The organism is Deltaproteobacteria bacterium, from assembly GCA_018668695.1.
Taxonomy (GTDB): Bacteria; Myxococcota; XYA12-FULL-58-9; order XYA12-FULL-58-9; family JABJBS01; genus JABJBS01.
Genome location: JABJBS010000105.1, coordinates 1 through 5,527 on the forward strand (window position 1 = coordinate 1; position 5,527 = coordinate 5,527).

Annotated in this window: 4 protein-coding genes; all 4 read left to right on the plus strand. The window is 47.8% G+C overall.

The window, feature by feature from the left end; translation table 11 throughout:
- The first annotated feature begins 22 nt into the window (after positions 1–22).
- Positions 23–1,228 carry a UDP-N-acetylglucosamine 2-epimerase (hydrolyzing) gene (neuC, locus tag HOK28_06080; protein MBT6432641.1) on the plus strand — a complete coding sequence of 402 codons (1,206 nt, stop codon included), beginning with the start codon at positions 23–25 and terminating at the stop codon, positions 1,226–1,228.
- Between the two features lie 3 nt (positions 1,229–1,231).
- On the plus strand, positions 1,232–2,191 hold the full coding sequence (locus HOK28_06085) for a hypothetical protein (GenBank protein ID MBT6432642.1): 960 nt from the start codon (positions 1,232–1,234) through the stop codon (positions 2,189–2,191).
- An 18-nt stretch (positions 2,192–2,209) separates the two neighbouring features.
- Positions 2,210–3,136: a class I SAM-dependent methyltransferase gene (locus HOK28_06090; GenBank protein ID MBT6432643.1), complete on the plus strand. Its 927-nt coding sequence runs from the start codon at positions 2,210–2,212 to the stop codon at positions 3,134–3,136.
- Between the two features lie 17 nt (positions 3,137–3,153).
- A partial coding sequence (locus HOK28_06095) for a hypothetical protein (GenBank protein MBT6432644.1) occupies positions 3,154–5,527 on the plus strand: 2,374 nt, incomplete at its 3' end.

Here is a 5,527-nt window from a genome sequence, read left to right on the forward strand (position 1 = left end):
ATCGGAAAAACATTACGAACCGATGTTCCAGCGAACACGATTCTTGAGGAGCAACATTTTGAGTAACAAATATACCATATGTGTTCCTCTCGTAGACCGCGCGAATTACGGACGCCTCAAGCCTGTGATGCAAGCCGTTAAAGACCACCCAGATCTGGAACTTCAGGTTCTGGTCTCTGGCTCCATGGTGCTGGAGCGTTTTGACGAATCAGCCAATGTCGTAATCAGAGATGGTTTTGAGATCAGTGGTCGTGTTTATATGGAACTTGAAGGCTCAACACCTGAAACGATGGCGAAGTCCATTGGATTTGGCATTGTTGAATTCTCAAGCGAATTGCGACGGCTCAAACCGGACTTTCTCTTGATGATCGGTGACCGCTATGAGGCGCTCGCTGTAACCATTGCGGCCGCCTACATGAATGTCTGTATTGTTCATGTTCAAGGTGGGGAAGTCAGCGGTTCAATTGATGAAAGCGCGCGTCACGCCATCACGAAGTTTGCCCAGTACCATGTCCCCGCAACACCACGGGCCCGCGAATATCTTATTCGTATGGGTGAGCACCCGGACCATATCTTAGACGTTGGGTGCCCAAGCAGTGACTTGGCTCGTACCATCGATTCTAAGCTTGACCCAGCCGTTATCAACGGCCGTGGATCCGGCGTATCAATCGATCTCGATGCTCCATTCTTACTTACCGTTTTTCACCCCACCACCACCGAATACGGTGGGGAAGAAGGCCAAATCGATACGCTTCTGTTGGCACTACGAGAACTTGAATTACAGACGGTTATGCTCTGGCCAAATATTGATGCCGGTTCCGGCCATATCAATAAGGCTATTCGTATATTCCGCGATACCAAAAACGGTGTACCACTTCGTATCCTGACGAATCTAGAGCCCGACGATTACCTAAGGGTTCTTGCCAATGCGACATGTTGCGTAGGGAATTCTAGCAGCTTTGTTCGCGATGCGGGCTACTTCGGCACACCTGTCGCGTTGCTTGGCAACCGACAAAATCTTCGAGAAGCCGATGAACACGTCCTCAGGCTCCCGATGGAAAAAGATGCAATCGTAAACGGCATCCGCAAGCAGCTTGACCACGGACGTTACCAACCCAGTTCGCTTTACGGCGATGGGCACGTCTCTAAACGCGTCGCTCAAAAACTGACAGAAATTAAACCCTACATTCAAAAACATCTCGCATTCGCACAATCGGAAAATCTCTAGATCATGACGTCCAGAAGACCACGTATTCTCGTGGCAGAGCCAGAAGACTTCTGCACCGAAGCGCAGACCCTGCTCAAATCGGTTGGCAGTCTTGATCTTAAAGAATGCCACGGGGTCGAGCTTCATCACGCCTTTCAGGAATATGATGTAATTTGGTTTCGATTGTCTGAAAAAATAGACAGCGAAACTCTGGGGCCTGCGCCACGAGCTAAGATTATCGCCACACCCGTTACAGGCATTGACCACATCGACCTAGATGCCTGCGCCAAACATAATATTCAGGTTGTTTGTCTAAAGGGAGAGCGCGAGTTCTTAAAAAAGGTTCGTGCTACAGCTGAGCACACCATTGGTCTCACCATGGCATTGATGCGCAAAACAAGCGCCGCCCAAAACTCTGTGCGTAAGGGAGAGTGGACCCGTGATTTGTTTCGCGGCAACGAACTCTACGAAAAAACCGCTGGCATTATTGGCATGGGTCGTTTGGGAAGCATTGTCGCCGATTATTTTCACACGCTCGGCATGAAAGTCATCGCTACCGACATACGCCCTTTTGAGCATCCTCACGCTCAATCCGTTAGCCTCGAAACACTCCTTGAATCCAGCGATATTGTTAGTCTCCACGTAGACTACAGCGAAGCATCACATCACTTGATTGGCGCCAATGAATTTAAGCGTATGAAAAATACTGCGGTATTCATAAACACATCAAGAGGCGGCATCGCTGATGAAAAGGCCCTTCTCAATGCTCTCACGAGCGAGACCATTGCCGGAGCCGCTTTAGATGTATTAGCCGCAGAACCCAACGTCCCTGCTGACCACCCTCTGATTCAGTTTGCAAACCAATCCCAGAATCTAATCATTACTCCCCATATAGGCGGGAACACATTCGAGTCATTCGTAAAAACCGAGATCTTCATTGCAAATCGTGTTATCGACGCACTCACAAACAATCGAGAAAATTAAGCCAAAAGGACTTCAGGTATGTCTAATTCATCAATGACGCGACCAGAGCGCATCGCCAATCTTAACTACGACTATGGCTCTAAAGAAAAACAATTTGTGGAAAATTGTCATCTTTGTGGAAACGATAACTGGATGGTCCTGACCCATCACGATCGCTATGGGTACCCTGCACAAACCACCTCTTGCACCACTTGTGCACTTACCATGCTCAATCCCAGAATGGGCAATGAAGGTTATGCTGAATTTTACGAAGGTGTTTATAGGCCATTGGTTAGCGCGTATCACGGTCGACTTATCGACGCCCAAAACATTATGGCTGAGCAACAAGATTACTCAGAAGAGATGGAACGATTTTTCAAGCCGTATCTCCAAGGTAGAGAAAGCTCGACTTTTCTCGACATCGGTGGTTCCACAGGCGTTGTGGCCCAACATTTCACCAAATGCTTTGGTCTTAAGTCTACCGTCCTAGACCCTGCACCTGATGAGATCGCTGAAGCCGATGCACTGGGCATTGAAACAGTAACCGCGCTTTTCGAAGAATGGCCCTGCGCCCCTAAATCGTACGATATCATCGGGCTCTTTCAAACAATCGACCATTTGCTGGATGTTAAAACAGCCATGGCTAAGATTCGTGAAATCATCAAAGACGATGGCCTCTTTCTTTTTGACATCGTTGATTTTCGAGCAGCTTATCTCAAAAACTGGAGCGTCGAGAGTGCAACGAAGGTTGACCACCCGTACTCGTTTACCGAAGAAACCACGGCACTTCTTCTAAAGCGTGTCGGCTTTCGACCGCTCCGCAAAGCTTATAGCCAGGACCATCATTTGGTTGCTTATGTGTGCGAGCCCTGCGCTCCGCAGCCCGACGCAAAGCCAGACCCACGTGAGGTAGCCGAGTTTTTTAGAGAAGTAAGATACGTACAGAATACTGCGTGGAAAAAATAACCGATAGGCAATGAACAATGACGATTCTCGACTCTAAGCCACGAGATTTTCGAGATATAAGTTTCATCCTGATGATATCTATCGTGCTGGGTCTACCGCTCGCCCTTGCCGGCTCTTTTCCGATCATCAATGTTGTAGCCTGTGGTATTACCCTTACTGCTCTTGCGCTCTACTGTTTCTCAACCAAAAAGAAACAACTATCCTTTACTCTCATAACCTGGCTAATGGCCTGGGCAATCCTGATCACCGGTCTCCAATTAATACCGCTGCCAATGCCCCTACTCGAATCCATATCGAAGCCCGCCAGTGATTTTCAATTTGGACTCGATGTAACCCAGGCCTCACTAAGCCTGGACCGTCCCGGCACCGCTCATGAGCTCATTAAAATGATTCTCTACTTTTCAGGAGCACTGCTTGCCGGAAATATTCTTCGCAGTAATCGAAGACGAAGGCAGGTTTTATGGCTGATAGCCTTTTCCGGCCTCGCTGTTGTCGCACTTGGAGTCATTCATTTCTTACTCAATTGGGTCATCACATTTAACCACTACGGCAACTCAGATAAGTTCTTCCCGTCATCTTTTATCAACGCCAACCACATGGCCGGCTACCTTGGCTTGGCTGCCTTTTGTGCACTGGGTCTAGTTTTCAGTAAAGACCGACTCTCGCGCTTTCTAAGTGGTTTTATATTTATTGCCTGTTCAGCCGGTGTCGTCTTTTCACTTTCAAGAGGCGGCACACTTTTATTCGCCATCTTTCTTATCGTTGGGCTACCCTTTATCATCTGGGTTCAAAAACGAAGTGCTCGTTCAACCCGTCCCGAAATAATATTATGGATCATAGGCTTTGTCGCAGCGGGCCTCCTACTCCTCGCCTGGCTTGTCCCCGAACGGGTTGGACTGGAGCTCTTGTCGACCCTTGACGCCGACACTCACAAAAAATTTGCGATATGGCCGGTTGCAACCAAGATTATCGACGACTGTTTGATTCTTGGGTGTGGAAAGGGCGCGTTTTTAAGCTACTACCCATTTTACTCAGAACTCCCCACGGACCGTACCTATACTCACTTTGAAAATGGCATTCTTCAATTGGTCGCTGATTGGGGGCTAATCGGGGCACTCCCGGTCATCTTGGGATTCACCTACTCTTGGTTCAGTACAGCTAAGAAATTCATCGAAAAACCGGAGTTTTTGGCCGCCCTTTTTGGGGTTCTTTTTCTCTTTATCCACAATCTAATCGACTTCAGCCTCGAAATGAGTGCCGTTGCTTTGACGGTCGTCGTACTACTCAGTGCACTAGAGAGCAGTGATAAACGTAGGCCTTCTCAACACAAAAGCAAAAAAATATCCATGCCGAAAAGCGCGGGGCTGGCTATAACACTCGCTGGTATAATCGCACTCGCCGCCGCTACAAGCACAGCGGTTAATCAAGAAATTCGTAAGCATGTCACGCAATTTTCGAATGATATAATTAACCTTAAGAATGCGAACGAGGTTGAGACACTCGCCAAAGAAATCTGCCGAATTCATCCCGCTGATTATTTTGCTGCATATATAACAACACATCGCCTCTTCCAGATGGAGGGTCCTACAACCCGAACCCGGAAATGGCTCAATAGAGCATTGTATCTGGGACCAAGATTTGCACCTACGCATATTGATGCTGCAAGAATCCTCATCAAACTCGGTGCGCCTGCTCAAGCAATTACAGAGTATCGATTGGCTCTAAAATACAGTCCGTATCGAGCAAACAACATTGCCGAAGATATCTATAAAAAAACAGGCGCAGTCACCGCAATCGCAACATTGAATCCACCAGACGCCAAATCTGGTCATGAATTGATTCAGTACTTAATCAATGCCCGTGCTCCTGCATTAGCTAGACAACTTTCTGAATCCGCCGTTTTCAATACCAAAACGCCCTCTTACCGGTATCTTCTTCAACGTTCACAGATTTCGGTTCTTGAAAATAACGGAACGGAAGCAATTCGATACGCTCAAGACGCCATTGCCTTAATGCCGCACCAACATAAAGGCTACCTTCAACTCGCATCCGTTTTCGAAACCCTGGATCGTTGGGAGGAATTGTTCACCACTCTTAAAAACGGCATGGAACAAGTAACAAATAATGAAGAACTTGAGTACCGTTTCACAAGCCGTTTAGTAAACCGGGGATTATTTAAAAAGGCTCTCCTCCACGCCAACAATCTAACAAAGGGCAGCTCCAAGTCCGCACGCCGTGGCGGATTTATGCGAGCCACCATTTTTGAAAAGACAGGCCGTCGCGCTGATGCGCTAATCGAATATGAAAGCCTACGGACCAGATTCCCCCATAATGTCGCGATGCGCCAAGCCATTATTCGACTGCGCCTGGATCTCAAAGACATCAATGGAG

Coding starts and splice junctions, on each gene's coding strand:
- neuC (MBT6432641.1), top strand. CDS start 23: ATGTTCCAGCGAACACGATTCTTGAGGAGCAACATTTTGAGTAACAAA.
- HOK28_06085 (MBT6432642.1), top strand. CDS start 1,232: ATGACGTCCAGAAGACCACGTATTCTCGTGGCAGAGCCAGAAGACTTC.
- HOK28_06090 (MBT6432643.1), top strand. CDS start 2,210: ATGTCTAATTCATCAATGACGCGACCAGAGCGCATCGCCAATCTTAAC.